Source organism: Streptomyces sannanensis (genome assembly GCF_039536205.1).
GTDB classification, from domain to species: Bacteria; Actinomycetota; Actinomycetes; order Streptomycetales; family Streptomycetaceae; genus Streptomyces; species Streptomyces sannanensis.
The window spans coordinates 4,495,773-4,521,028 of record NZ_BAAAYL010000001.1 but is presented as its reverse complement, the minus strand read 5'-3'; the positions used below and the strand labels follow the sequence as shown (position 1 = coordinate 4,521,028).

General features: G+C 70.6%; 22 protein-coding genes, 2 tRNA genes and 1 pseudogene. 7 read left to right on the top strand and 18 right to left on the bottom strand.

All coding sequences use genetic code 11. The annotated features are described in order from the left end of the window. Positions 1-108: 108 nt before the first annotated feature. On the top strand, positions 109-525 hold the full coding sequence (locus ABD858_RS21440) for a Fur family transcriptional regulator (RefSeq protein WP_345040044.1): 417 nt from the start codon (positions 109-111) through the stop codon (positions 523-525). 104 nt (positions 526-629) lie between these two features. Here ABD858_RS21440 and ABD858_RS21435 read toward each other — a convergent pair. The 4 genes from ABD858_RS21435 to ABD858_RS21420 form a co-directional block, all read right to left on the bottom strand. Continuing rightward, positions 630-703: transfer RNA gene (locus ABD858_RS21435), tRNA-Met, on the bottom strand. Between the two features lie 57 nt (positions 704-760). Next, positions 761-2,716, bottom strand: coding sequence for a tetratricopeptide repeat protein (locus ABD858_RS21430; RefSeq protein ID WP_425586236.1), 1,956 nt, complete (start codon positions 2,714-2,716; stop codon positions 761-763). A 253-nt stretch (positions 2,717-2,969) separates the two neighbouring features. Beyond that, positions 2,970-3,043: transfer RNA gene (locus ABD858_RS21425), tRNA-Met, on the bottom strand. Positions 3,044-3,085: 42 nt separating this feature from the next. Beyond that, entirely contained in the window at positions 3,086-5,968 is a 2,883-nt protein-coding gene (locus ABD858_RS21420; RefSeq protein WP_345044748.1) for a UPF0182 family membrane protein, read from the bottom strand. Positions 5,969-6,107: 139 nt separating this feature from the next. On the opposite strand from ABD858_RS21420, the gene ABD858_RS21415 reads away from it, so the two are divergent. After that, on the top strand, positions 6,108-6,665 hold the full coding sequence (locus tag ABD858_RS21415) for a PPA1309 family protein (RefSeq protein ID WP_345040040.1): 558 nt from the start codon (positions 6,108-6,110) through the stop codon (positions 6,663-6,665). Between the two features lie 242 nt (positions 6,666-6,907). Here the strand turns inward: ABD858_RS21415 and ABD858_RS21410 are convergent, their stop codons facing one another. The 3 genes from ABD858_RS21410 to ABD858_RS21400 form a co-directional block, all read right to left on the bottom strand. Then, the gene (locus tag ABD858_RS21410; protein WP_345040038.1) at positions 6,908-7,996 is read right to left on the bottom strand and encodes a YlbL family protein; all 1,089 of its coding nucleotides are present in this window, start codon (positions 7,994-7,996) and stop codon (positions 6,908-6,910) included. 688 nt (positions 7,997-8,684) lie between these two features. Next, positions 8,685-9,143 carry a molybdenum cofactor biosynthesis protein MoaE gene (locus ABD858_RS21405; RefSeq protein WP_345040035.1) on the bottom strand — a complete coding sequence of 153 codons (459 nt, stop codon included), beginning with the start codon at positions 9,141-9,143 and terminating at the stop codon, positions 8,685-8,687. 78 nt (positions 9,144-9,221) lie between these two features. Beyond that, positions 9,222-10,331, bottom strand: coding sequence for an SDR family oxidoreductase (locus tag ABD858_RS21400; protein ID WP_345040033.1), 1,110 nt, complete (start codon positions 10,329-10,331; stop codon positions 9,222-9,224). Between the two features lie 191 nt (positions 10,332-10,522). On the opposite strand from ABD858_RS21400, the gene ABD858_RS21395 reads away from it, so the two are divergent. Beyond that, entirely contained in the window at positions 10,523-11,932 is a 1,410-nt protein-coding gene (locus tag ABD858_RS21395; protein ID WP_345040031.1) for a zinc-dependent metalloprotease, read from the top strand. Further along, on the top strand, positions 11,929-12,453 hold the full coding sequence (locus tag ABD858_RS21390; protein ID WP_345040028.1) for an NUDIX hydrolase: 525 nt from the start codon (positions 11,929-11,931) through the stop codon (positions 12,451-12,453). The genes ABD858_RS21395 and ABD858_RS21390 overlap by 4 nt, the downstream gene beginning before the upstream one ends. A 79-nt stretch (positions 12,454-12,532) precedes the next feature. Here the strand turns inward: ABD858_RS21390 and ABD858_RS21385 are convergent, their stop codons facing one another. The 4 genes from ABD858_RS21385 to ABD858_RS21370 all read right to left on the bottom strand — a co-directional run bounded on the left by ABD858_RS21385 (position 12,533) and on the right by ABD858_RS21370 (position 16,284). Next, the gene (locus tag ABD858_RS21385) at positions 12,533-13,285 is read right to left on the bottom strand and encodes an AIM24 family protein (protein WP_345040026.1); all 753 of its coding nucleotides are present in this window, start codon (positions 13,283-13,285) and stop codon (positions 12,533-12,535) included. Positions 13,286-13,299: 14 nt separating this feature from the next. Continuing rightward, the gene (locus ABD858_RS21380; RefSeq protein WP_345040024.1) at positions 13,300-13,977 is read right to left on the bottom strand and encodes an AIM24 family protein; all 678 of its coding nucleotides are present in this window, start codon (positions 13,975-13,977) and stop codon (positions 13,300-13,302) included. A gap of 9 nt (positions 13,978-13,986) precedes the next feature. Then, positions 13,987-15,600 carry a TerD family protein gene (locus ABD858_RS21375; RefSeq protein WP_345040021.1) on the bottom strand — a complete coding sequence of 538 codons (1,614 nt, stop codon included), beginning with the start codon at positions 15,598-15,600 and terminating at the stop codon, positions 13,987-13,989. Between the two features lie 108 nt (positions 15,601-15,708). After that, positions 15,709-16,284, bottom strand: coding sequence for a M48 metallopeptidase family protein (locus ABD858_RS21370; protein ID WP_345040019.1), 576 nt, complete (start codon positions 16,282-16,284; stop codon positions 15,709-15,711). A gap of 215 nt (positions 16,285-16,499) precedes the next feature. Here ABD858_RS21370 and ABD858_RS21365 point away from each other — a divergent pair, with 215 nt between their 5' ends. Both ABD858_RS21365 and ABD858_RS21360 read left to right on the top strand, forming a co-directional pair. Then, positions 16,500-17,648, top strand: coding sequence for a ThiF family adenylyltransferase (locus tag ABD858_RS21365; RefSeq protein WP_345040017.1), 1,149 nt, complete (start codon positions 16,500-16,502; stop codon positions 17,646-17,648). A 63-nt stretch (positions 17,649-17,711) separates the two neighbouring features. Next, positions 17,712-19,091 (top strand): ABC1 kinase family protein, encoded by a 1,380-nt coding sequence (locus tag ABD858_RS21360; protein WP_345040015.1) that lies wholly within the window; start codon positions 17,712-17,714, stop codon positions 19,089-19,091. 2 nt (positions 19,092-19,093) lie between these two features. On the opposite strand, the gene ABD858_RS21355 is transcribed toward ABD858_RS21360, so the two are convergent. The 5 genes from ABD858_RS21355 to ABD858_RS21335 form a co-directional block, all read right to left on the bottom strand. Further along, on the bottom strand, positions 19,094-19,291 hold the full coding sequence (locus ABD858_RS21355; RefSeq protein WP_345040012.1) for a hypothetical protein: 198 nt from the start codon (positions 19,289-19,291) through the stop codon (positions 19,094-19,096). 113 nt (positions 19,292-19,404) lie between these two features. Continuing rightward, a complete protein-coding gene (locus ABD858_RS21350) occupies positions 19,405-19,728 on the bottom strand; it encodes a hypothetical protein (RefSeq protein WP_345040009.1) in 324 nt (107 codons plus the stop codon). Beyond that, positions 19,725-20,102: a WhiB family transcriptional regulator gene (locus tag ABD858_RS21345; RefSeq protein ID WP_345040006.1), complete on the bottom strand. Its 378-nt coding sequence runs from the start codon at positions 20,100-20,102 to the stop codon at positions 19,725-19,727. Before ABD858_RS21345 ends, ABD858_RS21350 begins: the two co-directional genes overlap by 4 nt. Before the next feature lie 171 nt (positions 20,103-20,273). Next, positions 20,274-20,594 carry a hypothetical protein gene (locus ABD858_RS21340; RefSeq protein ID WP_345040004.1) on the bottom strand — a complete coding sequence of 107 codons (321 nt, stop codon included), beginning with the start codon at positions 20,592-20,594 and terminating at the stop codon, positions 20,274-20,276. Between the two features lie 162 nt (positions 20,595-20,756). Then, positions 20,757-23,042 carry an ATP-dependent DNA helicase UvrD2 gene (locus ABD858_RS21335; protein WP_425586235.1) on the bottom strand — a complete coding sequence of 762 codons (2,286 nt, stop codon included), beginning with the start codon at positions 23,040-23,042 and terminating at the stop codon, positions 20,757-20,759. A gap of 113 nt (positions 23,043-23,155) precedes the next feature. On the opposite strand from ABD858_RS21335, the gene ABD858_RS21330 reads away from it, so the two are divergent. Next, a complete protein-coding gene (locus ABD858_RS21330; protein ID WP_345039999.1) occupies positions 23,156-23,413 on the top strand; it encodes a mycoredoxin in 258 nt (85 codons plus the stop codon). A gap of 81 nt (positions 23,414-23,494) precedes the next feature. Here the strand turns inward: ABD858_RS21330 and ABD858_RS21325 are convergent. Both ABD858_RS21325 and nudC read right to left on the bottom strand, forming a co-directional pair. Further along, positions 23,495-24,291 (bottom strand): annotated as a pseudogene (locus ABD858_RS21325) (class I SAM-dependent methyltransferase). Then, positions 24,288-25,238 carry an NAD(+) diphosphatase gene (gene nudC, locus ABD858_RS21320; protein ID WP_345039996.1) on the bottom strand — a complete coding sequence of 317 codons (951 nt, stop codon included), beginning with the start codon at positions 25,236-25,238 and terminating at the stop codon, positions 24,288-24,290. The pseudogene ABD858_RS21325 and the gene nudC overlap by 4 nt, the downstream one beginning before the upstream one ends. Positions 25,239-25,256 lie beyond the last annotated feature (18 nt).

Below are 25,256 nucleotides of genomic sequence, written 5' to 3'. Positions count from 1 at the left end.
CGACGTTCGCCGGCACTCGATCCTACATTGGACTTTGTCCAAGTCAAGCAACATTCCAAAGTCACACTCGATCGGGACATGGGTCCGCTCCCTGTTAGGCTGACTTCCATGAGTGACCTGCTGGAACGACTTCGCGGACGCGGCTGGCGGATGACCGCACAGCGGCGGGTCGTGGCCGAGGTCCTCGCCGGGGACCACGTACATCTGACGGCCGACGAGGTGCACGCGCGCGCCGTTGCGAAGCTGCCGGAGATCTCCCGGGCGACCGTGTACAACACGCTGGGCGAGCTGGTGTCCCTGGGGGAAGTCCTCGAGGTGTCCACCGACCGCCGCGCCAAGCGGTACGACCCGAACGCGCACCGCCCGCACCAGCACCTGGTGTGTGCGCGATGCGGCGCCATCCGTGACGTACACCCCTCCGGGAACCCGCTCGCGGACCTGCCGGACTCCGAGCGCTTCGGATTCACGGTCTCGGATGTCGAGGTGACGTACCGAGGCCTCTGCCCGGACTGCGCGTCAGCCTGACGCCCACAAGTGGCACGAAAGGCCCCCGGCGAGCGCCGGGGGCCTTTGCGGTGCGTATACACACCGAAGGCCCGGATCCTGAGGATCCGGGCCTTCGGTCTGAGTAGCGGGGACAGGATTTGAACCTGCGACCTCTGGGTTATGAGCCCAGCGAGCTACCGAGCTGCTCCACCCCGCGTCGGTGAACCCAACAGTACGCGACACCGGCGACCAGGGCAAATCCGTATGACGCCCGCTACGCGGTGAGCTCCTGGTGGAGCGCGTCGCGCAGCCGGGCCGCCCGCTCGGTGACCTCCGCCGGGCCGAGCTCCACGGCCTTGGCGCACCAGCGTCGGCCCTCGGCCAGCTCGCCGCGACGGGCGGCGAGCAGCGCCAGGCGCAGTGCGGCGCGGCCGTGCCCGTCGTGCGCGGCCCTCGTCCACCACAGGGCCGCCTCCGCTTCGCTGCCCTCGCGGGCGAGCAGCAACCCGAGGTTGAAGGCGCCGTTGCGGCTGCCGGCCTCGGCGGCCTCGCGGTACCAGCGGGCGGCCTCCCGCACATCGCCGCGGTCGGCCGCGAGCATGCCGACGCGCACCTGGGCGCGGCGATGGCCCTGCTCCGCGGCGCGCTCGTACCACTCCTCGCACTCGGTCTTGGCCTTCCGCGGCTCGCCCAGTGCGGGCTGTCCCGGTGGCGGCTGCCGCGCGTCGAGCACGGTGGCAAGCCGGAAGGCTCCCTCGGCGCTGCCGCCGCCCGCCGCGCAGCGCAGATGCCGCTCGGCCTCGTGCTCGTCGCCGTCCCGGAGCAGGGCGATGCCGACCTGGAGCGCGGCCTCGGTGTGCCCGGCGGCCGCCGCACGCTCGTACCACTCCAGAGCCGTCCCGTCGTCGTCCCGGCCCGCGTGCAGGATGCCGAGATTGAAGGCGGCGTCCACACTGCCGGCCTCGGCCGCCTTGGAGAACCAGGGCTCGGCGCCCATCGGATCGCCGCCCTGCAGCAGCAGGATGGCGAGGGCGTTGGCGGCCTCGCGGTGGCCCGCGTAGGCGGCGCGGCGGTACCACTGCTCGGCCTGTGCGGTGCGGTCCTGGGCGGAGCAGAGCAGCCCGAGGTTGTACGCGCCGTTGATGTCGCCCGCGTCCAGGGCGGCGCGGTACCAGCGTTCGGCGGTCTGCGACTCACCGCGTGCCGTGTGCAGCGCGCCCAGCGCGTTGGCGGCGTTGCCGTCGCCGTCCTGGGCGGCACGCAGCCACCAGATGGCGGCGCTCTCCTCGTCGCCGGCGTCCTTGAGGAGGAAGGCGAGGGCGCAGGCGGCACGGGGCTCGCCGTCCTTGGCCGAGGTCAGATACCAGCGGCCGGCCTCCTTGAGCTCGCCGCGCTTCTCCAGGATCGCCCCGAGGTGCAGTGCCGCCCGCCGGTGCCCCCGAGCGGCGGCCTGCCGGTACCACTGCTCGGCCTCATCGATGAGAGAGAGTCCGCGAGGGGCGTCACTCCCCTGCCCGTCCGGCGTCCGGCCCGCCCGACCGGGGGCGTCGGCACCGGCTCCGGCCGAAAGGCTGCGGTGGACCCCCGTGTCGGTCAGCGCCCAGCGGTCCGCGCCCAACGCCGTGCCGGTGTCGTAGACACCGGCGTCGCGGCGGCCCGTGCCCGTGGGGAAGGGATCCCAGCCGGTGCCGGTGGCGAAGTCGGTGACGGCGGGCCCCTTTTCCGCCGCACGCCGCTCGAGCGTGCGGGCAAGCCGGTACGCGGCCTCCCGGTGCCCCCGCTCCGCGGCGGCACGCAGCCAGCGCTCGGCTCCCATGTCGCTGCGGTGCTCCAGGAGGTCGGCGAGGGCGTACGCGCCGAGGGCATGGCCCTGCTCGGCCGACTGGCGCAGCCAGTACTCGGCGGCGGGCTCGTCGCCGCGCTCGCGGTAGTGGCGGCCGAGGGCGTGCGCGGCCGCCGCGGAGCCGCCGACGGCGGCGATGCGCCACCAGCCGGCCGCCTCGTCGGGGTAGCCGCGCTGATGGAGAAGTACGCCCAGGTTGTTCGCGGCTGCCCGGTCTCCGTCCGCGGTCGCACCGCGCAGATAGGGCTCGGCGCCGTCGAGGTCGCCCCGGCGCAGCAACAGGGATCCGAGAACGCTCATGGCCGCGGTGTCACCGCTGTCAGCGGCGCGCCGGTGCCGTGCTTCCTCCTCGACCGAGTTGGTCACCTCGGCCACATCGGAACGCATCTGCCCAAACCGCTCTGATTCCAACAGAGTTGCCCTGTCCCCCATAAATACCATCGTCGCACCACCCATAACCGCCGTACACCCGGTATACCGCAGCCAGTGAGGTCACTTCAGCGTTTTGTCGACATGCCCACAGAGAGATAAGTCAAACACGTCTGTCCCCCAACTCCCCTGCAAGGCGCGGCCGATGCCCCCCCCCAAAAAACAAGACGAGGGGCCCGGATCCTGATGGATCCGGGCCCCTCGTTCTCAGTAGCGGGGACAGGATTTGAACCTGCGACCTCTGGGTTATGAGCCCAGCGAGCTACCGAGCTGCTCCACCCCGCGTCGTTGTGTCACCACCTTAGCACGACGCGGAGCGGGCCCGGCTCAGCTGCCCTTGCTGCCGCTTCGGGGCTGCGGTGCGGCCCCGGCCTCGGACGCCCGGCGCAGTGCGTCCTGCAGGTCCTGCTGCGCCTTGCCGTACGCGGTCCAGTCGCCCTTCTTCAGCGCCTCCTGACCGGCGTCGTACGCCTTCTGGGCATCCGCGATGGCCTGTGCCAGCGGGGTGCTCCCGGTGACCGGCGGCTTGGTCGTCGGCGGCTTGGTCGTGGGCGGCTGCGTCGTCGGCGGGGTGGTGCCCTCGACCCCGAAGACCGCGTTCAGCGCCTCGGTCAGGCTGTCCTCGAAGACGGTCTTGTCCCCATAGGAGACACCCACCTTCTTGAGCAGCGGGTAGTTCGCCGTGCCACCTCGTGCATATACGGGCTCGATGTAGAGGAACCCGCCGTCGAGCGGCACCGTCAGCAGATTGCCGTAATCGATCTCGGAGTCGGTTCCCTTGAGGTTGCGGACGAACTCGGCGACCTCGGGAAGGCCGTTGAGCTTGCTCTGCACCTGCTGCGGGCCCAGCACGTTGGAGGTGACTTTCAACAGCCTTATCGTGCCGTAGTCCTTGCTGGCGGCATCGGCGTCGACGGCCATGAAGGCACCGAGGTTGGGCCGGCCGTTCGGCGTGAAGGTCGTGGTCAGCGAGAACTTCTGGTCCTGCTGACCCGGCATCTTCATCGAGAGGTAGTACGGCGGGACGGCGTTGCTCTGCCGGTTGGTCGGGTCGTCCGGCACCTGCCAGGCGTCACTGCCGCTGTAGAACTGCGCGGGGTCGGTGACGTGGTAGCGGGTGAGCAGCTCGCGCTGCACCTTGAACAGGTCCTGCGGGTAGCGCAGATGCTCCATCAGGTCCGGAGCGATGTCGCTCTTCGGCTTCACCGTGCCCGGGAACGCCTTCATCCAGGTCTTGAGCACCGGGTCCTCGGTGTCCCACTGGTAGAGCGTGACCGTGCCGTCGTACGCGTCGACGGTGGCCTTCACCGAGTTGCGGATGTAGTTGACCTGGTTCTGCTGGGCGACCACCGCGCGCTGGGTGTCGGTCAGCGCGTCGGCCGTGGTCTCGCCCAGCGTCGTACGCGAGGCGTAGGGGTAGCCGTTGGTCGTGGTGTACGCGTCGACGATCCACTGGATCTTGCCGTCGACCACCGCCGGGTAGGCGTCGCCGTCGATCGTCAGCCAGGGGGCGACGGCCTCGACGCGCTCCTTGGGCGTGCGGTTGTAGAGGATCCGCGAGCCCTCGCCGATGGCGCCGGAGTAGAAGATCTGCGGCTCGTTGAAGGCCACCGCATAGGCCGCGCGGTTCAGCGGGTTACTGATGTCCACCCCGCTCTTGCCCTTGTAGCTGGTGGTCTTCTCGCCGTTGTCCTCGTAGTCGAGCTCCTTCTGCGGACCGCCGACGATCGAGTACTGCTTGGTCTTCTCGCCGTAGTAGATCCGCTGCTCGTGCGCGGGGAGCTCACCCTTGGCCGGCAGGCCCGACTCGGTGAAGTCCGGGGAGCCGGTGGAGTCCGTGCCGGTGCCCTTGGCGGCGACGGCGCCGTAGCCGTGGGTGTAGGTGAAGTGGTCGTTGATCCAGTTGCGCTTGGGGATGCCCGTGATGTCGAGCTCGCGCAGACCGATGACCGTGTCCTGTTCCTTGCCGTCGGGACCCTTGTAGCGGTCGACGTCGAGGGTCGAGGGGAACTGGTAGTACTTACGCTCCTGCTGGAGCTGCTGGAAGGCCGGCGAGACGACGTTGGGGTCGATCAGCCGGTAGCTGGCCGCCGTGTCGGATGCCTCGCGCAGCTTCTTGGGGTCCGAGGCGTCGTTCTTGCCCGAGTAGTCGGTGACCTTCGCGTCGTCGATGTCGTACGCCTCACGCGTGGCGTCGATGTTCTTCTTGATGTACGGCGATTCCTTGGCCTGCTCGTTCGGCTGGACCTGGAACTTCTGCACGATCGCCGGGTACAGCCCGCCGATCAGGACCGCCGAGAGGACCATCAGACCGAAGCCGATCACCGGCAGCTGCCAGGTGCGGCGCCACAGCGTCGCGAAGAACAGCAGCGCGCAGATGACGGCGATGCAGAACAGGATGGTCTTGGCCGGGAGGTAGGCGTTGGCGTCGACGTACCGCAGACCGGTCCAGCTGTCCGTGGCCTTGAAGTCACTGGACTTCACCGCCAGGCCGTACCGGTCGAGCCAGTACGCCACGGCCTTGAGCGAGACGAAGACGCCCAGCAGCACCGACAGGTGGCCGGTGGCCGCGGCCGTGGCCCGCCCGCCGGGGCTGGTGATGCGCAGGCCCCCGTACAGGTAGTGCACCAGGACGGCGGCGATCAGCGACAGCACGGTGGCGGCGAAGCCGAAGCCCAGCAGGAAGCGGTACCAGGGCAGGTCGAACGCGTAGAACGACACGTCCATCTTGAACTGCGGGTCCTTCTGGCCGAAGGACACACCGTTCACCCACGTCAGCCAGGTGCGCCACTGGGAGGAGGCGGAGGCGCCGGCGATCAGTCCGACCAGCGACGTGACCGCCAGCAGCACCCACCGCTTGTACGGGGCGATGCCCATGCGGTAGCGGTCCAGGCTCTGCTGCTCCAGGGACATCGCGCTCAGCGGCGGCCGCAGCCGGTAGGCGAGCCAGATGTTCAGACCGACGGCCACGGCCATCAGCAGTCCGAAGACGAGGAACAGCCCGATCTTGGTCCACAGCTGGGTGGTGAAGACGGACGAGTAGTCGACCGAGCGGTACCACAGCCAGTCCGTCCAGAACCCGGAGAACATGACGAACGCCATGGCCAGCACGGCCAGCACGCCCAGTGTCATGAGAAGGGTCCGGGCCCGCCGGGACGGGCGGCCGACTCTGATCCGTGGCCCGGAAGGGCCTCCGCCGCGGTCCGGCATCTGGAAAGCCAACGTGCGCACCTCGAAGTTCGCGATCGTCATGAAACAGGCCCCTGCGATCGTAGAGGCCCACTCATGCAACTTACTGAGGCTTTAACCAGTTCCCGATCCGGGGTGGGAAGGAGGCAGGATATTGACCATGTCCAACGTTTCCCCCTCAGGCCCCCCGATGGCCGCGAGCCCGCTCACCCGAGCCGTGCTCGAGATCGACGAGTACGCCTCCGGGCTCGGCTGGGACCAGCCCGCCCGGCTCTTCGCGCTCGTCGACACCGCACAGCTGCGCGCCCAGGAGCCGGCGCTCGCCGCCCAGCTCGGTCTCGACGAAGACGAGGCAGCCGCCCCGCTCACCCCCATCGAACAGGACGAGATTCCGGCGGATGCCCCGCTGGACGAGTTCCTCGCCACCATCGCCTGGCCCGACGCGGTCGCCGGATGCGCGCTGACCGTGGAACGGCTGATGCTGCCGCCGTCCGCCGAGGCGTCCGTTCCCGAGGGAATGAACGAGAAGGCCCTGGCGAAGTGGGTGGCCGCCCACCCGGAGCGCCAGGAGGTCCGGATGACCGTGGCGGTGCTGCGCGACGGGGCCCGCGAATCGGCGGTGCGACTGCGTGAGAAGGACTCCGCGACGGAGGTCCTCACGGGTGCCGACCTGGTCCCGGGCCTGGCAGAGGCGCTCGCGGCGACCTTCGAGGCCTGACGGCGGTCTCCGGTCGCGGGCGGCGCCTGGGAGTGTCCGGCGGATCATGCCGGACACCGCCCAGTGCCGCGACCGGCAACGTTTACCCGTCAAGGAGCGGCCTCCGGTGCGTGCGATCGCACGGCGGCCGAAGACCCTCGTAGCGGCGCTCCTCGGGTTTTCGGCCGACGCAGCGCGCGTGCGTGTCCGGGGGCGCCCCCTGGGGGAACGTCGCGACGGGGCAGACGTTGCCGGGAGGGGCACTACTTCGTGGCACAGCCGGGAAGCGCGGCGGTGTCGCCCGTCCGGATCTTCTCCAGCGCCTTCGTCGCGTCGTCTATCGTCTTCACCTTGACCAGGGTGAGCCCGGCCGGGGTGTCCGCGGCCGCGGAGGCGCAGTTCTCGGCCGGCGTCAGGAAGTACTCGGCGCCGGCCTGCCGCGCGCCGACCAGCTTCATGGTGATGCCGCCGATCGGACCGACCTTGCCCTTGTCGTCGATCGTGCCGGTACCGGCGACGAACTTGCCGCCGGTCATGCTGCCGGGCGTGAGCTTGTCGACGATGCCGAGCGAGAACATCAGCCCCGCGCTGGGGCCGCCCACATCGGCCAGTTTGATGTCGATGTCGAACGGAAACGTGTGATCGGTCCCGGCCTGGATGCCGACAACCGCGCGATCGTCGTCGGACGCCTTCCGGGTCGTGATGGTGACCTTCTCGCTGCCCGTCAGCGCCTTGCCGGCCTTCTCGGCGGCGGCCGCGTCCTTGGCGGGGACGATCGTGAAGACCACGTCCTCGCCCGGCTTGTGCCTGGTGACCAGCTTGGCCACGTCGGTCGGCTCCTTCACGGCGGTGCCGTCGACGGCCTTGATGACGTCGCCCGCGTGCAGCCGGCCCTCGGCCGGGCTGTCCTTGACGACGGTCGAGACCACTACGCGCGACTTCACCGGGATGCCGAGCTCACCGAGCGCCGCCACCTTGGCGCTCTCCTGGGACTGGCTGAATTCCTCGGCGTTCTCCTGCGTGGACTGCTCCTCGGTCTTGCCGCCCGGGTAGAGGGTGTCGTGCGGGACCACCACGCTGTCGTGCGCCAGCCAGCCGTAGACCACCTCGACGAGATTCATCCTGTAGTCCGCGCCGGTGACCCTGACCGTCGTCATGTTGAGGTGCCCGGACGTCGGGTAGGTCTTGTGGCCGGAGATCTCAAGCACCGGCTCGCCACTGGACTCCCCGAGCGTGTTCACGGTGGGCCCGGGCGACATCTCCGCGTAGGGCGGCGTGATGAGCACCCCCGCGCAGAGCAGCGCGATCAGCATGAGGGTGGAGGCGAGCATCGTCGCCGTGCGGCGTGGCATGGAACGACAGTACGGGACGGGGCCGTCAGTCCACCCCTGGGGCCGGTCCGTACGGGCTCCTCGGCGCATGCGTACGGACGGAGGTCAGACCGGTTCGGAACCGGAGCGTGTCTTCTCCATCGCGTCACGGAACCGGGCGTACCCCGCGAGCTCCGCGACGTCCCCGGCAGTTCGATTCCTCGAGGCCCAGCTTCCCCATATCGCTGCACCGATGGCAGCGAAAAGCGGAATCAGCAACCAGGCGAGTGATGCCATCCCGACCTCCCGACCCCATGAGCGACCACAACGGGCCGATCAGCAGATTAACCATCTGACGGTTCAACGCTCAGGGCAGGGGTACGGTTACGCAAATCGGGGCGGATGCTCACCGACAGGGCAGCGCGTCCTTGACACGACCGCTCTCGCGCTGCTCGGCCTCACGCCCGCCTCAGCAGGCGCCGACCCACTCCTCCGTGCCGTCCGGCCCCTCCTTGTATGCCGCCCTCGCACTGCTCGGCCCCAGGGGTCCTCACAGGCTTCGGACGGCCGTGTCGGCCTGCCGTCCGCCGATCTGGTGCCTGTCCAGGCCTCACGCCCGCCTCAGCAGGCGCCGACCCTCCCACCCGTCGCCCGACCACCACCCCCGGATGACGGCGCTACGCGCCGACCCTCCCACCCGTCGCCCGACCACCACCCCCGGATGACGGCGCTACGCGCCGACCCACTCCTCTGTGCCGTCCGAGAACTTCTGGTGCTTCCAGATCGGGACCTCGTGCTTCAGGTCGTCGATCAGCTCGCGGCATGCCTCGAACGCTTCCGCTCGGTGCGGGCAGGAGACGGCCACGACCACCGCCAGATCGCCGACCGTCAGATCACCCACTCGGTGGACGGCCGCAAGGGCACGTACGGGGTGGTTCGCGGCGACCTTCTCGGCCACCCGGCGCAGCTCGGACTCTGCGGTGGGGTGGCAGGAGTAACCGAGGGCGTCGACATCGGCTCCGCCGTCGTGGTTGCGCACGGTCCCGACGAAGAGCGCGGTGCCGCCCGCCGCGTCGTCACCGACCGCCCGGAAGACCTCGTCGACGGAGAGCGGGGTGTCGCGGATCGCCAGCAGCCGGATGGGATCCTGTGCCGCCAGCTCGCCGGGATGGTCAATGGTGCGTGCCATGGGGCCATCGTGCCGTACGGCACTGACATCGCGGAACATCAGTTTCGACCGGGCCGGCGAACCCTCCCTGGGAAGGTCCTACAGTCGGCGGCGCGCCTTGCGGGCCCGGCGCACCAGCGCGGCGGTGCCCAGCAGCGCGACCGTCGCGCCCGCGGCGCCCGCGGCGGTGGCGTCCTTACGGCCGAGCCGTCGGCCCGCGACGGTGTGCCGGCCCTCCACCTCCTCGAGGAGCGCGGCAAGCACCTCCTCGTTGGTCCACGCCGGCCGCCAGCCCGCGTCGTGCAGCCTGCCGACGCTGACCACCCACGGGTGCATCGTGTAGGCCAGGTCCCCGGCGGGGGACGGTGTGAGGCCGATCCGGTGCAGCCTGGCGGCGGCGCCGAGGGCCACGGCGGAGGGCAGCTCCATGCGCCGGATGCCGCTGAGCTCCTCGACCTCCTCTTGCTCCAGCCAGCCGTCGCAGCCGACCGCGAACTCTCCGTCGGCCTTTTCCAGCGCGGCGTACTCCAGGGCGCTGCACAGGTCCTCGACATGGCAGAACTGCCAGGTGGGGCGTGATCCGGCGACCACCAGGAGGCGCGGCGACTCGAAGTACCGGGTGAGCGCGGTGTCCGTGCCGCCCACCAGGACGGTGGGCCGGACCACGGTGACGTTCAGGCCGGGGTGCGCACGGGGCGCGCGGCGGCCGAGCCGCTCGATCTCCAGCAGGTCGCCGACGCCCGTCGCCTCGGCGGTTGCCCGCAGCTCGGCGTCCTCGGAGAGCGGAATCTCGTTGTCCGGGAGCGCGCCGTAGACCATCGCGGACGTGGAGAGCACGACCCGGCGGACGCCCGCGGCCGCGGCGGCCGTGAGCACCGTCTGGGTTCCGCGCACGTTGTACGCGGTCCGGGCGGCAGGGTAGGTCTCCAGGTCGAGATCGAGTGCCAGATGCACCACCACGTCCACGCCGCGCAGCTTCTCGGCGATCGCCGGATCGCGTACGTCCAGGATGTGCCACTGCGCCTCGGACACGTCGCCGCGACTCTCGTCGATGGCGATGACCTGCTTGACCTCCTCCGACGCGACCAGGCGCCGGGTGAGCAGGGCGCCGACACCCGTGGCGGCGCCGGTCACCGCGACGACGGGGCCACGGGCGGCGGCGTGGGTGGTGTTTCGCGCTGCGCGAACCTGCGGATCAGGGGAACTCACCGGGCGTCTCCAGCGGTTGTCTTCAGTACGTACGGGAATTGACCGTGCGCACCAGGTGGCGTCCATCCTGCCGCAGGCCGGGAGCCGGCGGAGCACCGAGCCCCAGTGGCGGCTCGGATGTCTACGCTGGGTGGTGATGTCGGGCATTCGCCGTCGGCCGGAGCCGGCGGCCCTACGAGCCGAGGAAACCCGTGAGTGACACCCCATTCGGATTCGGTCTTCCGCCGGAGGAGCCGGAGAACGGCGACGAGGGCAAGAAGAAGGGCCAGGGCGGTGGCCAGGGTGCCGGCGGCCAGGGCAGCGGCCCGGCGAACCCCTTGGGGTTCGGACTGCCGGGCATGGGTGCGGGCGGTGCGGAGAATCCCTTCGCCGCGATCTTCGGCTCCATGAACCCCGGCGACCTGGGCGCGGCCTTCCAGCAGCTCGGCCAGATGCTGAGCTACGAGGGCGGCCCGGTGAACTGGGACATGGCCAAGCAGATCGCCCGCCAGACCGTCGCGCAGGGCACCCCCGACGGCGTCAAGGACGCCAGCGTCGGTCCCGCCGATCAGGCCGCGGTCGAGGAGTCGATGCGTCTCGCCGACCTGTGGCTGGACAACGCGACCTCCCTGTCGCCCGGCTCCGGCACGGCGAAGGCCTGGAGCCGCGCCGAGTGGGTCGAGGCGACCCTGCCGGTGTGGAAGGAGCTGGTCGACCCGGTCGCCGAGCGCGTCGGGGCCGCCATGAGCGGGGTGCTGCCCGAGGAGATGCAGGCCATGGCCGGCCCGCTCATCGGCATGATGCGCTCCATGGGCGGGGCCATGTTCGGCCAGCAGATCGGCCAGGCCGTGGGTGTGCTGGCGGGCGAGGTGGTCGGTTCGACCGACATCGGTCTGCCGCTGGGGCCGGCCGGCAAGGCCGCGCTGCTGCCGCTGAACATCGAGGCGTTCGGCAAGGACCTCGGTGTGCCGAAGGAGGAGGTCCGGCTCTATCTGGCGCTGCGCGAATCCGCCCACCAGCGGCTCTTCGCCCATGTGCCGTGGCTGCGCGCGCACCTGTTCGGCGCGGTCGAGGGGTATGCGCGCGGCATCAAGGTCGACACCTCCAAGCTGGAGGACGCGGTCGGCCGGCTCGACATGTCCAATCCGGAACAGCTCCAGGAAGCGCTCCAGCAGGGCATGTTCCAGCCGGAGGACACCCCGGAGCAGAAGGCCGCACTGGCCCGTCTCGAGACGGCTCTCGCCCTGGTCGAGGGCTGGGTGGACGCCGTGGTGCACGAGGCCGCCAAGCCCCGGCTCACCTCGGCGGACGCGCTGCGCGAGACGCTGCGCAGGCGGCGCGCGACCGGTGGCCCGGCCGAGCAGACCTTCGCCACGCTGATCGGTCTGGAGCTGCGCCCGCGCCGGCTCCGCGACGCCTCCCGGCTGTGGGCCTCGCTCACGGACGCGCGCGGTGTCGACGGGCGCGACGGGCTGTGGGAGCACCCGGACATGCTGCCGACCGCGTCCGACCTGGACGACCCGGACGGCTTCGTCCACCGTGAGCAGCTCGATTTCTCCGAGCTCGACAAGATGCTGGGCGAGGCCGCGGAGCGCGGGGACGAGGACGACGACAAGAAGTGAGCCTGCACGAAGACGCCGTACTTGTCCTGAAGAACTACGAGCAGCAGCCGGAGCTGCGCCGGACCTATCTGGAGCATCTGGCGGCGCATCCGGACGGGATGTGGAAGGCCTGCGAGGCCGGGCATATCACGGCGAGCGCCCTGGTGATCGATCCGTCGCACGGGCGGGTGCTGCTCACCCTGCACAGGAAGCTCCGGATGTGGCTGCAGATGGGCGGCCACTGCGAGCCCGGCGACTCCTCGCTCGCCGAAGCCGCACTGCGCGAGGCGCGGGAGGAGTCCGGGATCGCCTCGGGGCTGACGCTGCTGCCCGGCGGCCCGGTGCGGCTCGACCGTCATCCGATCCCGTCGCCCTGCAACTGGCATCTCGATGTGCAGTACGCGGCGGTGGCGCCGCCCGGTGCGGCCGAGGTGATCAGTGACGAGTCGATCGACCTGCGCTGGTTCCGGTACGACGAGGTGCCGGACGTGGCCGACGAGTCGGTCGTACGACTGCTGGAGAACGCCCGCGCGGCGCTGTAGAGACATACAAAGGGGCCCCCGTCCCCTGGAAACCGCCGTCGATGACGGGCGCCCCTTTGTATGTGCGTGCGGACCGCGCTCAGTTGCGGCTGCCGCCCAGGGAGTTGCCCTGCAGCCCGCCGCGGCCCATGCCGAACTGGCCGAGCGCTCCGGAGGTCCGCAGATGCTGCGGCGGCAGCAGCTCGCTGGGCTGCAGCAGGACGAACCCGGAGCCGGTGAACTGCATCTCCCAGCCCTCCCCCGTGGAGCCCCTGCGCCGCCACACGGCGGACGACGAGGTCGGCGCCTGGAGCTGGGTGCGCAGCGAGGTGGACCAGGCGATGACGGCGTCGGCGTCCGCGCAGACGTTCCTGTCCGGGCCGACCTCGAGGACGAGCGGTTCCCCGGAGGTCATCAGCGCGACCTTGCCGGCGCCGCTCAGCTCCAGGTTGTACGCGCCGGCCGAGGCGATCTCGACGGCGCTGTCGATGGCGACGATGCCGACCCCGAGCGTGCCGTCGAAGGCGAGGATGTAGGAACTGTCGACGGTGATGCCCGGGCCGACGTCCGTGATGTGGATGTGCTGGGCGAAGTTGGCGAGGTAGACGACGCCTGTGCCCTTGCAGCGCATCAGTTCCAGCCGTTCCCCGGTCATCCGCTCCACGTTGCGCCAGCTGCGGTTGCGGTACTGGCTGTCGAACTCGACCTGCCCCTCGAAGGCGACCATCGCGCCCTGCCGGGCGAGAAGGGGACCGCTGCCCTGGTTGACGTCCGCCTTCAGCAACTGGGGGTTCTGCAGAACGTAGCGCTCCGTCGACTCCACCGGGACGTGCGCGAAGAGTGTGCTGTGCATGGCTGGTGCTCCTCTCAGCCCCGGATCTTGAAACGGTCGCCGGTGTCCTCGCTCGGCTGTACGACGACGAAGCCCTGGCCCTTGAAGCCGATCTGCATGGCCTCGCCGCTGCCGCGGCCGATGAGCGCGCTCGCCTTGATGGTGCGCCGGGCCTTCATCTCCAGGCCGTTGGTCCAGGCGATGAGCGCGTCGGGGTCGACGTAGGTCTCCCGCTCCGCGCAGTCGAGCACCACGGGGACGCCCCGGCTGACGAGAGCGACCCATCCGGTACCCCGGATCACCAGGTTCGTCAGTCCGGAGCCCGAGAACTTGGCGAGGCCCTTGACCGGTTCGATGGAGAGCTGGAGGCTCGCGTCACAGGCGAGCAGAGTGGCGCCGTTGACGGACAGCGCCTCGTCGGAGAGATGCATCACCATGACGTCGCCTCCGTAGTCGGCGAGATACAGGTGGCCGTCGCCGCGGCACATCATCAGCCGGCCGCCCTCTCCGGTGACCATCTCCTCCGCCGTGCGGCGCAGACTGCCGGGAGCCGCGTCGAACTGCACATAGCCGTCGTACGCGATCATCGAACCGGCCTTGGCCAGCAGGTCCTGCCCGGTGACCATGGTGACCTTGAGCGTCTTGGCGCTGTGCACGGCCATGCGGGTGGCGGTCGGAGCCACCCGGTGTGCGCTGAGCATCTGCGAATCCATGGAGTGGCCTCACACCTCGAAGGGCTGGACGACGACGAAGTTGCCCGGGGCGCCCCGGAACTGGAGATTGACGGCCTCCCCGCCCTGTCGGGCGTACCCGGAGCGGCGCAGCCGGAGCGCGGTGGTGGTGACGGCCTGCGCGCCCGCCGACCACGCGATGACCGCGTTCCCGTCGACGTACGTGGCCGGTCCCACCGGAAGCACGACGGGGATGCCCCGGGTCTTCACGACGACCGCACCGGTCCCGGAGAAGAGCATGCTGAACAGCCCGCCGCCGGGCAGCCCCGCGCCCTCGATACGGCGTACCTCCGTGTCCAGTGACTCGTCGAAGGCCAGCACGCCCTGGGCACTGGTGTAGAGCTGCTCCCCGCCCTCCAGCCGGATCACGAACAGCCGGCTCGCCTCGTCGGCGAGGAACACCTCGCCCTTTCCGGAACAGCGCATCAGCGACATGCCCTGTCCGGTGAGCTGGCCGGTCAGCTTGCCGAGCAGCCCGGAGCCCTTGTGAGCGAAGTCGATGTCGCCCTGGTAGGCCACCATGCTGCCCTGCTTGGCCAGAATGCTCTGCCCGTCGCCGAGCGTGGCACGGACCAGCTGCGGGTTCTGCTCGGTCCACCGGTCGCCGACCGGGGCTTCCTGGTACTTCGTCAGTACGACGCGAAGCCCTGCCTCGGAGGGAACGGCGGCCACGGTCGGGGCGGCCCCGAACGGCGGCGCCTGGCCGGGGAACGGGGCGGAGGCCGAGAGCGCGGGATATCCGGGCGGGGCGACCGGAGCGGGCGCGGTGTATCCGGGCGGGCTGACGGGTGCGGGGGCCGGGGCGGGCGCCGGGGCCGGCGGGGCACCGAAGACACTCGCCGTCTGGGGCGTCGGCGTGCCGAACTGCGGGGCGGGGGCGGGAGCAGGCGCCGAAGCGGGGGCCTGCGGACCGCCGAAGGACGGCGCGGGCTGCGGAGCCGGGGGCCCGGCAGGAGCGCCGAACCGGGGCGCCGGCGCGACGGGGGCAGGGGCTCCGAACTGCGGGGCGGGGGCGGGCGCCTGACCGGCAGGGGGCGCGAAGGACGGTGCCTCGGTGGCGTGCTGCGCCGGTTCCTCCTCGGCGACCTCGCCGCCGAAGTTCCTCAGCAGCGCATCGAGACCGCCGTCGAAGCCCTGGCCCACGGCGGCGAAACGCCAGACGTCCTTGAGGTAGAAGTCGCCGAGCATCACGGCGCGCTCGGTGGAGAACTCCGAGCCGTCGAAGGCGTACCTGGCGACCTCTTCGCCGCCCGCGACGATCCGGATGTACCCCGGCCCGACCTGCGACATCTGACCCGCACCGTCGATCGTTGCGGTGAACGACAGTTTCTGGACGTGGTCCGGGACGCGGTCCAGGGCGACCCGGAATGACTCCGTGTCACCGGCCTGCGGGCCGAGCAGCTGGATCGACTCCTCGGGCGACTTCGGCTGGTTGAAGAAGACGAAATACCGGTCGTCCGAAAGCCGTTCATCGGCGTCGAGACCGAAGCAGCTGATGTCGAACGTCATTCCGGGGCCGGCGATCTGCACCCCCACATAGAGATCGGTTCCCGCCGTGAGATCACTGATCCTGGCCTTGTGGCCGCGTTGGAATTCCCTGGCCATGCGTAACGACCGTCCCCCATCCCGATGGTGAATCCGTCGCGTCAGGCTAACCGCAAAGTCCGACGAAGAGCCCAGGCCGGTACAGACTCGGTACAGAACCGTCGGCGGTCACTCTCCGCGTGCGGCGGGCAGGTGCGGCAGCCGCTCGGCCGCGACCACACCCTCCAGATAGCCGCGCGCCCGTTCGGTTCGGGGATATGCCTCCAACAGCCGCCAGAAACGCGGGCCGTGGCCCGGCACGAGCAGATGCGCCAGTTCATGGACGAGCACATAGTCGATGACGTACTCCGGCATTCCCTGCAGCCGGTGCGAGAGGCGGATGCTGCCCTCGGCAGGGGTGCAGGAGCCCCAGCGGGTGTTCTGGTTGGTGACCCAGCGAACCGAGGCGGGCCGCGCCCTGCCGCCCAAATACTGCTCCGACAACCGCTCGGCGCGCTCGGTCAGTTCGGAGTCGCCGAGGAGACGTCTGCTTTCCTGCGCCGCGAGCTTGTCGAGCATCACCCTCACCCAGCGCTGCTCCTCCGCCTCCGACATCCGGGCCGGGATGAGGACGATGGTGCGGTCGCCCTCCCGGTACGCGGAGACCGTTCTGCTACGCCGGCTGCTTCTCCGTACCTCGACCGGGCTCGCCGCGGAGCCGCGGGGCGGCTGGCCTGTCGTGCTGCGCTGCGGGCTTCCGGGCACGCCCCGACGTTACCGGCTGTCAGTGGGGGAAGTCCTGCCTCCGGGACGGTTCAGTCGTGATCCATTCGTGCGTGCGGCATTCGCATGATTAACACCCCTCACCTGTGGACAACTCGGGTCAGATACCGCGGAGGCGGTGCAATCTGGCTGCGGGATCTCCGCCGGGGATTCCGCACGGGCCGTCGAGCGGCGGCACGAAGTGACGGGGGTATGTCATGCATCCGATGCTGAAGCCTGCGCTGCGGCGGGCATGGCGGGACCTGCAGACCGTGCAGTTCGGGGTGACGCCCGCGCATGCGGTGGTGGTCGGTCCGCTGGACCTGGCGACGGGCAGTCTGCTGGAGCGGCTCGACGGGACACGCGGCCTGCCGCTGCTGCGAGAGGAAGCCCGCGCGTTGGGCCTGCCCGACGGACTTGTGGACCGCCTGGTCGAGCGGCTGGCGAAGGCGGGCCTGATCGACGATCCGACGGCCGGGGGCGCGGCAGCCGATGCGCTGCGCAGGCGGCCGGGGGGACTGAACGACCGGCTGCGGCCCGATCTGGCCTCACTCTCGGTCGTCCACCCGGAGCCGGGCGGCGGGATACGGCGGCTGGCGGCCCGGCGGGCCATGCGCGTCCAGGTGCGCGGCGCGGGCCGGGTCGGCGCGACCCTGGCCGCCGTGCTGTCCGCCTCCGGCGTGGGGCGGGTGGAGGTACTCGACGGTCAGTGCGTGGAGTCATGGGATGTGGCGCCCGGCGGCCTGCCGGCCAGGGCGGCCGGGAAGCGCAGGAACGAGGCCGCGGAGCGGCTGGTGCGCGGTGCCGCGCCCGGGAGGCTGCCGCGCGAGGCGGAGCTGGCGGAACCGATGGGCGGTTCGCCGCCGGGGCTCGCGCTGGTCGTGGTCGCCCCGCGCGACGGCCTCGACGCCTACGCACCGGACCCGGTCGCCGCCGAGTCCTGGATCGCCTCCGGCATCCCTCATCTCTATACCGGGGTCGTCGAGGGCACCGGGGTGGTGGGGCCGCTGGTGCTCCCCGGTGGAAGCGCCTGCGCGAAGTGCCTGGCCCTGGGGTGGGAGGAGCGGGACCCGGCATGGCCGCGGCTGCTGGCGCAGTGGCGCTCTGGGCGGCGGGAGGGCGTACCGGCCTGCGACATGGCGGTCGCGACGGCGGTCGCCGGGCTGGCGGCCGCGCATGTGCTGGCGTTTCTGGACGGGGACCTTCCGGCAAGTACCGGAGCCCGCTGGAAGACGTCACTGCCGGCGCTGGCGTGGGCCTCGGAACGGATCGGACCGCACGCCGGATGTGGCTGCGGAGCGGCGGGCAACGCTGGAGGGGAGTGCGCCTCGGGGGTCGTGGAGCCGCAGGACACAATGTCGGGGTAATTGCCGCCGACGCAGTACTGCCGCAAGGCAACGCGGCACGGCTGTCGAGGAATTGGAGGGTGTATGTCCGATCTTCCGCGGAAGGCGGTCACCCGTACCGCCAAGTTGGCCGCTCTGCCCCTGGGCATCGCGGGCCGTGCCACCTGGGGCCTGGGCAAGCGAATAGGCGGGAAGTCCGCCGAGATAGTGAGCCGCGAGCTGCAACAGCGTACGGCCGAGCAGCTGTTCAAGGTACTCGGCGAGCTGAAGGGAGGCGCCATGAAGCTCGGTCAGGCGCTCTCCGTCTTCGAGTCGGCGTTGCCCGAAGAAGCGGCGGGCCCCTACCGTGCGGCACTGACCAAGCTTCAGGAAGCGGCACCGCCCATGCCCACCCGCTCGGTGCACGCCGCACTGGAGGAACGGCTGGGCGAGGACTGGCGGGAACGGTTCCTGGAGTTCGAGGACAAGCCGTCGGCCGCGGCGTCCATAGGCCAGGTCCACCGGGCCGTCTGGCACGACGGACGGGACGTGGCGGTCAAGGTCCAGTACCCGGGAGCCGGGGAAGCACTGCTGTCGGACCTGAACCAGCTCAGCCGGTTCGCCAAGCTGCTGGGGCCGCTGATCCCGGGGATAGAGATCAAGCCGCTCATCGCCGAGCTGCGGGACCGGGTCCGGGAGGAACTGGACTACGCGCTGGAGGCGGAGGCCCAGCGGGCGCACGCCGCGGTGTTCGCGGACGACCCCGATGTGGTGGTGCCGGACGTGGTGCACCAGTGCGACCAGGTACTGGTGACCGAGTGGATGGACGGAATACCGCTGGCCGAGGTGATCGCGGAGGGCACCAGCGAACAACGTGACCGGGCGGGCCAGCTGCTGGCCCGTTTTCTCTTCTCGGGCCCGGCCCGTACAGGCCTGCTGCACGCTGATCCGCATCCTGGCAATTTCCGGCTGCTGCCCTCGCAGGACACGGCGGACGGCTCGGGCTGGCGGCTCGGGGTGCTGGACTTCGGCACGGTGGACCGGCTGCCCGGCGGGCTGCCCCGGACAATCGGTGACTCGCTCCGGATGGCCCTCGAGGGCGAGGCCGCCGCGGTGTACGAGCACCTGTGCGAGGAGGGGTTCGTCAAGGAGTCCGTCAGCCTCGACCCGGACGCCGTGCTGGAGTGGCTGCTGCCGGTCATCGAGCCCACGCGAGTGGAGGTGTTCACCTTCAGTCGGGGCTGGCTCCGCCGGCAGGCGGCCCGGATCGGCGATCCCCGCTCCCCCGCGCACCAGCTGGGCAAGCAGCTCAATCTGCCGCCTGCCTATCTGCTGATCCACCGGGTCACGCTGAGCACGATCGGGGTGCTGTGCCAGTTGGGCGCGACGGTCCGGCTGCGGGACGAACTCACCGCCTGGCTACCGGGCTTCGGAGCGGCGGAGGACGAACCGGATGCCATGGCGGAAGCCGGGGCCGGTGCCTGAGGTCACCACCAGGAGGAGTCGAGCCGTCCTTCGATCGACCTGATATTGGCCCGGGCGCAGTCGTCGCAGAAGAACTGCCGGATGCCGTTCTCCACGGAGCAGGTCCAGGTCAGCGGCGTGCCCTCGGCGGTCTTGCCGCAGCGGAAGCACACGATGGCCTCGGCTCCCGGCTGCGCGGGGTGAGGAGTCTGCTGGTCCACTACCAGACGATAACTCCTGCCGGGGCCGATGGCGGGAACAACGCACCGTGGGGGCCGGTCGGTTCGGACCGGCCCCCACGAGAGGCGCTTTCCGGGCTCTGTCGCACCGGTTTCTACTGCATGACCGCCATGGCCAGGGCACGGCGGGCGCGCAGCGACACGCGCTCGGCGCGGCGCTGCATCCGCCGGGCGGCGACCAGGCGCTGGGCCCGGCGCTCCGCGTCGGCTTCCCGCAAGCGCTCTTGCATGTGGGCTCGGGCCAAGGCTTCTGGGATGAGTTGCATCTCACGGTTCCTGTTCTGGCGTGAGGCGTTCGCGCCAATGGTGGTGACGTCGAGGGTCGCGGAGCCGACGGGCTCGCTGGTGGAAGAGGTCATCGGGGCCTGCTTCTTGGGGTCGTGCGTCCTGGGGTGATCGATCGTGCCGGTGGCGTTCATGCCGCGACCGGGTTCTTGCGCGGGCGTCCACGCGGACGCTTCCGGGCCACGACCACGCCCTGGACGAACAGCTCGCCGCCCCAGACACCCCAGGGCTCGCGCCGCTCCTTGGCGCCGGCGAGGCAGGCCTCCATCAGCGGGCAGGTGCGGCAGAGGGACTTGGCGTACTCGACATCGGCCGGAGACTCGGCGAAGAAGACCTCCGGGTCGTAGGTACGGCAGGGGACGGACACGCCGAGGTTCTCGATGGCGTCGTCGAGCGCGGTGAGCGCGGTGAGCGGGGTGAGCGGGGTCAAGGCGGAATCCTCCGTGAGACCGGGCGGGGGGATCGTTTGGGAAGGCGGTACGGACGGGGCGTGCGCTTCGAGTTGCACGGTTTTTGTTTCCTCGTCTGGTCGTCCCGGCCGGTTGGCCGGTGGCTGCTGGTACCGGGTCTTGCTAGTCCCGAGGCCCCTTCGGCCTGTCTCACCTGTTCGGGCAAAACAGAAGGGCCGCGGATCCCGAGTGGGGTTCCGCGGCCCTGAAGGCGCCGGCCTGATGCCGAATCAGGCTGGATCACTCCAGGGTTCGAGCCCACGGAAGGCCCACATCGTGTGGTGCTGCGTCGTCTGCTTGGTAAATCCGGCACCGGCTGCCGCGAAGCCATAGGCCTGGGCCTGGGTCTTCGCTACTGCTGCAATCGGTGCCTGGGTCGGTCGCTCATTGCGCTCCCGGACGGGGAGGCTCGCCAGGGACGCCGGAACGACGGCGGAAATGCCGGACAGACCGGTGCCACGCAGCGAAGAGACGACGACGGAGCCGCCGAGCGAGCAGGCAGAGACGACCGAGCGATCGGTCATTTTGACGGTGTTGATGATGCTGATCACTGCAATCGCCTCCTCTCGGCGTCTCGGGGACCGGCGGGCCGGTCACACGTATTCGGATAAGTACAGCACGAAGACAGGGCTTAGGAGAAGCCGCTGTTCCGTGGTTAAGAACCTATGGCGACCACTGGGGCGGGCGCAAACTATTTTTTCGACGAGTTTGCATCAGTCCTCCCCATCACCTACGCCGCCCTCCTGACCTGCGCAGATGGCCAGTACATCGGCCCCGAAGCGATCGAGCTTGCGGACGCCCACCCCTGCGATGGCCACCAGTTCCCCCTCCGTGGCCGGTGCCGCCTCGGCGATCGCCATCAACGTCTTGTCGGTGAAGACGCAGAACGCGGGCTGGCCCAACTGCCGGGCCTGGTCGGCACGCCAATCACGCAGCCGCTCGTAGAGCGCCTCGTCCATGTCGGAGGGGCAGTCCTCACAGCGCATCAGCTTCATCTCGCCGGCGTCGGTCAGCGTCCTGCCGCACACCCGGCATCGCGCCGGACCGCGCCGCCCGCGCTTGCGCCCGCTGTCGCTGCCGCCGCCGCTGCCCCGCTCGACACCACCGCCTCCTCCCGCGCCCGCGGTGCGCGCGGCGCCGGTGCCCGACCCAGGGCGCAGTCCGTTCAGGAACCGGCTGGGGCGACGGTTCGCCCTGCCCCCCGGCGACCGGGACAGCGACCAGGACAAGGAGAGATGCCGCCGGGCCCGGGTGACCCCCACATACAGCAGCCGGCGCTCCTCCTCGACCTGCTCGTCGGTCCTGGCGTAGGTGATCGGCATCATGCCTTCCGTGAGGCCGACCAGGAACACGGCATCCCACTCCAGGCCCTTCGCCGAGTGCAGCGAGGCGAGAGTGACACCCTCCACGGTCGGCGCGTGCTGGGCGGCCGCGCGCTCGTCCAGCTCGGCCACCAGATCCGCCAGGGTCGCCTCCCGCTTGGCCCTGGCGTAGTCCTCGGCCAGCCGGACCAGGGCGGCCAGGGACTCCCAGCGGTCCCGGACCGCACCCGAACCCGCCGGAGGCTGCGGCGTCCAGTTCATGTCGCTCAGCACGGCACGTACCTGCGAGGGCAGGTCCACCGCACCGTCGAGGAGGGTGTCATTGGCCCCGAAGCGCGCGGCACCGCGCAGCTTGGCCCCCGCCTCCCGTACCTCGGCGCGCTCGAAGAACCGCTCCGCTCCGCGCAGCAGGTAGGGCACATCGGCGTCTGCGAGCGCCTGCTCGTAGATCTCGGACTGGGCGTTCGTACGGAACAGCACAGCGATCTCGCCCGCCGGCACACCCGCGTCGATCAGATCCCGGATCCGCCGGGCGGTGCCCTCGGCTTCGGCCGGCTCGTCCGTGTACTCCGCGTAGACCGGCTCGGGGCCCGGATCGCGCTGGGAGACCAGCTCCAGCCGGTGCTCGGCCGCCCGGCCTCGGGCCTGGCCCAGCAGACCGTTGGCCAGATGGACCACCTGCGGAGTCGAGCGGTAGTCACGGACCAGCTTCACCACGGTCGCCTGGGGATGGCGGTTGCGGAAATTCAGCAGGTGGTCGGGGGTGGCGCCGGTGAAGGAGTAGATCGTCTGGCTGGCGTCGCCGACGACACACAGATTGTCCCGGTCGCCCAGCCACAGTTCCAGCAGCCGCTGCTGGAGCGGGCTGACGTCCTGGTACTCGTCCACCACGAAGTGCTGGTACTGCCGGCGGACCTGCTCCGCGACCGGGTAGTGGTCCTGGAGGATGCCGACCGTGAGAAGCAGCACATCCTCGAAGTCGATCACCCCACGGTCCTGCTTCAACAGTTCGTACGTCGCGTAGATCTGCGAGATCTCGGCCGGATCCCGGGGCGCCTCGCGGTGGGCCTTCACGACCGCCGCCGGATAGTCGGCCGGCACGGTCTGGGTCACCTTGGACCACTCGATCTCGCCCGTGACGTCCCGCAGCTCGTTGCGGTCCAGCCGGATACGGCAGCGCGCGGCGGCCTCCGCGACCAGTTGGATCTTCCGCTCGACGAGCTGCGGCATCGGCCCGCCGACCGCCTTGGGCCAGAAGTACTGGAGCTGGCGCAGCGCGGCCGAGTGGAACGTACGCGCCTGCACCCCACCCGCCCCGAGCTGGCGCAGGCGCCCGCGCATCTCGCCCGCCGCGCGGTTGGTGAACGTGACGGCGAGCACACTGGCGGGCTGGAGTATCCCGGCCCGTACGCCGTACGCGATCCGGTGAGTGATCGCGCGGGTCTTGCCCGTGCCGGCCCCCGCCAGCACGCACACCGGACCGTGCAGGGCCGTGGCGACCTCGCGCTGCTCGGGGTCCAGCCCGTCGAGCACCGCGTCGGCGTCACGCGGCGGAGCCACGAATTGGCTCGAGCCGGGGACCTGCGGGAAGAGAGTGGAGTGCGTTGCTGCTGTCACCCCGCCATGCTGCCAGGTCGGGAGAGCCGACCGAGAAAGTTGTCCACAGGGGGACGACATTGGTCATACCGGTACGCCTCGCGTGCTCCCGCGTGCGGGAATGGTGACCGCGTCGCGTACGTTCGGGTACTCGGAGAAGGAACCCCCCGAGACTGCCAGAGGAGCGGACACCCATGCAGGGATCCCTGACGATGTACAGCACCACGTGGTGCGGCTACTGCCAGCGGCTGAAGAAGCAGCTGGAGCGTGAAGGCATCGAGTACGTCGAGATCAACATCGAGCAGGACCCCGAGTCCGCGGCCTACGTCGAGAAGGCGAACGGCGGCAACCAGACGGTTCCGACGGTTCGGGTGGTTCCCTCCAACGGCGGTGACGAGGTCGTCATGACGAACCCGAGCCTTGCCCAGGTGAAGCAGGCTCTCGGCGTCTGACGCGCGCGTGCACGGAGACGGCCCCGGGCGGAAGCCTCGGGGCCGTCTCCGTGCACGGAACAAGCGAGGGCAGCGGCCCGGTCAGGCCCTCCCGGAGGCGAGCAGGGCGGCCTGGGGGAGTACGAGCAGTCCGTCAGGGCCGGCGAACTCCGCGCTGAGCGCGTCGTAGTGCCGCTTGATCTCGGCGATGACCTCCGCGGGCCGGCTCACCACCACCTGCCCGACCGACGCCACGCCCGCGGCCGGGCCGCTCCACCACTCCTCGGCGCCGGCCCGATGGTTCCATGCGAGGGTCCGGCAGGCGACGTCCGCGAGGCCGGCGCCCCTCAGCAGGTCGGCGAGGCCCTCGCCCGTCCGGGGAAAGTCGTCCTCGGGTGCCAGCGTGGGCAGGTGAGCCGGCCTGGTGACACCGGCCGCCTGAAGGGCACGCCCGAACAGTGCCTGCCCGGCGGCGGCAGGAGCCGCCCAGATGGTCAGCGCGATCGTCCCTCCCGGTCGCGTGATCCGGCGCAGCTCCGCCAGGGCCGCGCGAGGCCGGCCGACATGGTTGAGCACGAAGTTGCCCACCACCGCGTCGAACGCGTCGTCGGCGAAGGGGAGGCCGGGCAGGGCCGCGACCCGCACATCGGCTGCCGGGACGGCTTTCGAGGCCAGGGCGACCATGCCGGGCTCGGCGTCCACGGCCGTCACGGCCGCCCCGCGCTCGCACGCGACCGCCGCGGTACCGGTACCGACGTCGAGCACACGGGCACCGGCCCGTACTCCCGCGGCGTCGAGCAGCATGGGCACCGTGTGAAGCACAGCCTGGCGAAGCTGTTCTCGTACGCCTCGGCCCGTCCGGCCCAGGTCCGGCGCTCCGATGCGTCGAACGCCGTCATACGACGGGCTTCGGCAGGGGCTGCCCGTACCACAGTTCCACCAGGCGGGCCGCGATCGAGATGCCGGACGGAGGGACGACCTCCCCGGACTCGAAGGCGGCCTGCAGCTCCTCGCGCGAGAACCAGCGGGCCTCGTGGATCTCCTCGCCGTCCACGTTGATCTCGGACGAGACCGCGCGGGCCATGAAGCCCAGCATCAGGCTGGACGGGAACGGCCAGGGCTGGCTGGCGACGTACTCGACCGCGCCGACCCGGACGCCCGCCTCCTCCCACACCTCGCGGACCACGGCCTGCTCGATCGACTCGCCGGGCTCCACGAAGCCCGCGAGCGTCGAGAAGCGTCCCTCGGGCCAGTGCATCTGGCGACCGAGCAGCGCCCGGTCCTGCTCGTCCGTCACCAGCATGATCACGGCCGGGTCGGTGCGCGGGTAGTGCTCGGCACCGCAGGCCGGGCAGCGCCGGACGTGCCCGGCCGCCGCGATCTTCGTGCGCTCGCCGCAGCGGGAGCAGAAACGGTGCATCCGCTGCCAGTTCTCCAGGGCCACCGCGTGGACCAGCAGACCGGCGTCGCGCGGCGAGAGCAGCAGGCCCGCCTCGCGCAGCCCGGCCGCGCGCGCCGACTGGTCCATGCGGCCCGGAAGGGTGTCCTTCTGCAGCGCGAAGTAGCTCACCCCCTCCTCGTCCGTGCCGAGGAAGTAGCGGTGCGTCTCGGTGAGCGGGGCCTCGAACGCCGGGGTCATGACGAGTTCGGTACGCCCGTCCGGGGTGTCGTCGATCAGTGCCTGACCGCCGGAGACCACGAAGACCCGGGTCGTCGGGTGGCTCCAGGCCGCCGCGAGCCAGGCCTCGTCGAGGCGATGGTGGGCCGCACGGTCGATGCCGCTCGGGGCGGTCAGGTCGATCGGGCGGGCAGTCGTGCCGGCAGTGGTGTCACTGAAGGTGCTCACAGGTGCTTTCCAACTCCC

Excerpts from the sequence above, each read along its gene's own strand:
- ABD858_RS21415 (WP_345040040.1), top strand. The coding sequence starts at position 6,108 with ATGTCCAACGTTTCCCCCTCAGGCCCCCCGATGGCCGCGAGCCCGCTC.
- ABD858_RS21335 (WP_425586235.1), bottom strand. The coding sequence starts at position 23,042 with ATGTCGTCCCCCTGTGGACAACTTTCTCGGTCGGCTCTCCCGACCTGG.
- ABD858_RS21350 (WP_345040009.1), bottom strand. The coding sequence starts at position 19,728 with ATGAACGCCACCGGCACGATCGATCACCCCAGGACGCACGACCCCAAG.
- ABD858_RS21405 (WP_345040035.1), bottom strand. The coding sequence starts at position 9,143 with ATGGCACGCACCATTGACCATCCCGGCGAGCTGGCGGCACAGGATCCC.
- ABD858_RS21385 (WP_345040026.1), bottom strand. The coding sequence starts at position 13,285 with ATGCACAGCACACTCTTCGCGCACGTCCCGGTGGAGTCGACGGAGCGC.
- ABD858_RS21410 (WP_345040038.1), bottom strand. The coding sequence starts at position 7,996 with ATGCCACGCCGCACGGCGACGATGCTCGCCTCCACCCTCATGCTGATC.
- ABD858_RS21430 (WP_425586236.1), bottom strand. The coding sequence starts at position 2,716 with ATGCGTTCCGATGTGGCCGAGGTGACCAACTCGGTCGAGGAGGAAGCA.
- ABD858_RS21375 (WP_345040021.1), bottom strand. The coding sequence starts at position 15,600 with ATGGCCAGGGAATTCCAACGCGGCCACAAGGCCAGGATCAGTGATCTC.
- ABD858_RS21365 (WP_345040017.1), top strand. The coding sequence starts at position 16,500 with ATGCATCCGATGCTGAAGCCTGCGCTGCGGCGGGCATGGCGGGACCTG.
- ABD858_RS21440 (WP_345040044.1), top strand. The coding sequence starts at position 109 with ATGAGTGACCTGCTGGAACGACTTCGCGGACGCGGCTGGCGGATGACC.
- ABD858_RS21380 (WP_345040024.1), bottom strand. The coding sequence starts at position 13,977 with ATGGATTCGCAGATGCTCAGCGCACACCGGGTGGCTCCGACCGCCACC.
- ABD858_RS21330 (WP_345039999.1), top strand. The coding sequence starts at position 23,156 with ATGCAGGGATCCCTGACGATGTACAGCACCACGTGGTGCGGCTACTGC.
- ABD858_RS21360 (WP_345040015.1), top strand. The coding sequence starts at position 17,712 with ATGTCCGATCTTCCGCGGAAGGCGGTCACCCGTACCGCCAAGTTGGCC.
- ABD858_RS21420 (WP_345044748.1), bottom strand. The coding sequence starts at position 5,968 with ATGCCGGACCGCGGCGGAGGCCCTTCCGGGCCACGGATCAGAGTCGGC.